This window comes from Butyrivibrio sp. AE2005 (assembly GCF_000686965.1).
Taxonomy (GTDB): Bacteria; Bacillota; Clostridia; order Lachnospirales; family Lachnospiraceae; genus Butyrivibrio; species Butyrivibrio hungatei_A.
The window spans coordinates 1-1941 of sequence record NZ_JMMD01000045.1; the positions used below are offsets into that span (position 1 = coordinate 1).

Annotated in this window: 2 protein-coding genes and 3 tRNA genes; all 5 read right to left on the minus strand. The window is 37.9% G+C overall.

The genetic code is table 11. The features are described from left to right. Window positions 1-196 precede the first annotated feature (196 nt). Window positions 197-976 carry an Rpn family recombination-promoting nuclease/putative transposase gene (locus DL92_RS0114830; protein WP_026668164.1) on the minus strand — a complete coding sequence of 260 codons (780 nt, stop codon included), beginning with the start codon at window positions 974-976 and terminating at the stop codon, window positions 197-199. Between the two features lie 170 nt (window positions 977-1146). Continuing rightward, window positions 1147-1219: transfer RNA gene (locus DL92_RS0114835), tRNA-Asn, on the minus strand. Between the two features lie 83 nt (window positions 1220-1302). Next, a tRNA-Cys gene (locus tag DL92_RS0114840) sits at window positions 1303-1374 on the minus strand. A gap of 4 nt (window positions 1375-1378) precedes the next feature. Continuing rightward, window positions 1379-1449: transfer RNA gene (locus DL92_RS0114845), tRNA-Gln, on the minus strand. 10 nt (window positions 1450-1459) lie between these two features. After that, window positions 1460-1681: a helix-turn-helix domain-containing protein gene (locus DL92_RS0114850; protein ID WP_026514772.1), complete on the minus strand. Its 222-nt coding sequence runs from the start codon at window positions 1679-1681 to the stop codon at window positions 1460-1462. Window positions 1682-1941: the final 260 nt, after the last annotated feature.

Sequence of the window (1941 nt, forward strand, 5' to 3'; positions counted from 1 at the left end):
GTACTTAGTGAATGTATATTCTCTTGTCAAAGTACAGACAAGGGAAAATCCCTTCACTAATAACTACAGAAATAAGGGGAATAATAAGTCTATTTAAAAAAATAAAAACAGCTTTCACCTATACTATAAGTGAAAGCCGCAAAAACTTAATCATAAAAAATCATTTTAAACACCGATAATTCAGCTGTGTCATATATTATTCTTCAGAATAGATATTATATTTTTCCATAAGAGCTTCAATGACATCGTCTTCAGCAGTCAGGGCAAGCGTAAAATCATCAGACTCTTTTGGAATAGCCCTAAGAAGTAGCTGATATTCTTTTCGTCCTTCTTTTTTCTTTTCATTATCTCTCATCAGAAGTGTCATGTACTCCACCTCCCATTTCTCATTGCGTTTAACAACATTAACTTCGTTTTGTAGATTATCTGTAAATTCATCCATCGGCTCACCGGTACGAACAAACCTCAGGAAATTTCCAAGCTCTGTGTCCTGGAGTTCAGTACAAGCTGCGTTAAGAATAACCTTGTATGAATCATCTCCAAACGGAAGCTCATACTCTCTGCAGTAATTCTCAAATCTGTAAACCGGTTTATCTAATTCGTAAATATCCTCAGTACAGATAAAAATGACGTAACTCTTTGCCAGTTTATGATAATCTTCGCCTTTTTCTATCAAATTAAGATCTATCATCCCCTGGTAATAACGCGCACGCCTCGGAATATTACCCGGATTTGTTGTCTGCATCTCAATGTTATAAACTGTGCCTTTTTCATCATCCACATACACATCAAGCCTTACACTCTTGCTATCATATGAAGGATTGATAGTTTTTTGTTCTTCCGGATAGCTTAATTTCTTGATTTTCACCTCAAGAATAATCTCAAGCAGCTGCTTGCACAACTTTTCATTAAGCATTACTTTTGCAAACATAAAATCATCCGCAAAAGTTAGGTCTTTAAATTCCTTATGTCTCATGAATTAGCTCCCTTCCATCATGTACTCTTTGTTATGCAGAACAGAAGATAACCCATTCATAAAACAAATTATACTCACTTACATTATAGCAAATCCGCTAAAGTACGCAACTTTCTAAAGAAAAAATGAAATTTATAACCCGATTCCTCAAAACAGAAAAACCGAAACAGCGGACATAGAGGGATTTGAACCCACAGCCCTCCGGTTAACAGCCGGATGCTCTGCCGATTGAGCTATATGTCCGAAACTACGGTAACAGGAATCGAACCTGTAACATCTTGAATCAGAATCAAGCGCTCTACCATTTGAGCTACGAATCCATATAGAGGCATAGGTGAGATTCGAACTCACGATCCCGGAGTTGCAGTCCGGAGCCTTTCCATCTTGGCTACTACGCCTAAACTACGGTACTTGGAATCGAACCAAGATTACCGGAACCAAAATCCTGTGGGCTACCATTACCCCATACCGCATAGTGCAGCCTCACTCGACTGCTATTATTCTTTCTATAGGGACTTCAAGATACACAGAAAGAGCCACAATCCTGTCAATGCTTGGAAGAACCTCTCCTCTTAAGTATCTGTATACAAGAGAAGTACTTGTCCCAAGGTATTCAGAAACTTCTGTAACTGTATGACCGCTTTCCCTTATCAAATCTCTTATATGTATTCCTGTTCCTTCAATATCTATTATTGGATAATCCATTTTGGGTATTCAAAGTTTTTGAGGGTCTAGTTTGAGGGTCTATCGTGAGGGGCTACTTTGAGGGTTTGGTTTGAGGGTCTACAGTAATAATAAATAGAACCGGGATTAATCAGTTATTGAAACTGACTAATCCCGGTTTTTTTATGCAAGAATCATTTCCTGCACTTCCTCCGTCTCTTATGATGTTTCTTGGACTAAATATCAAAGGAGGAGGATACATGAATAGTATCACAGATTTACTGGACCTTGAAGATAACGAT

Excerpts from the sequence above, each read along its gene's own strand:
- DL92_RS0114830 (WP_026668164.1), bottom strand. The coding sequence starts at position 976 with ATGAGACATAAGGAATTTAAAGACCTAACTTTTGCGGATGATTTTATG.
- DL92_RS0114850 (WP_026514772.1), bottom strand. The coding sequence starts at position 1,681 with ATGGATTATCCAATAATAGATATTGAAGGAACAGGAATACATATAAGA.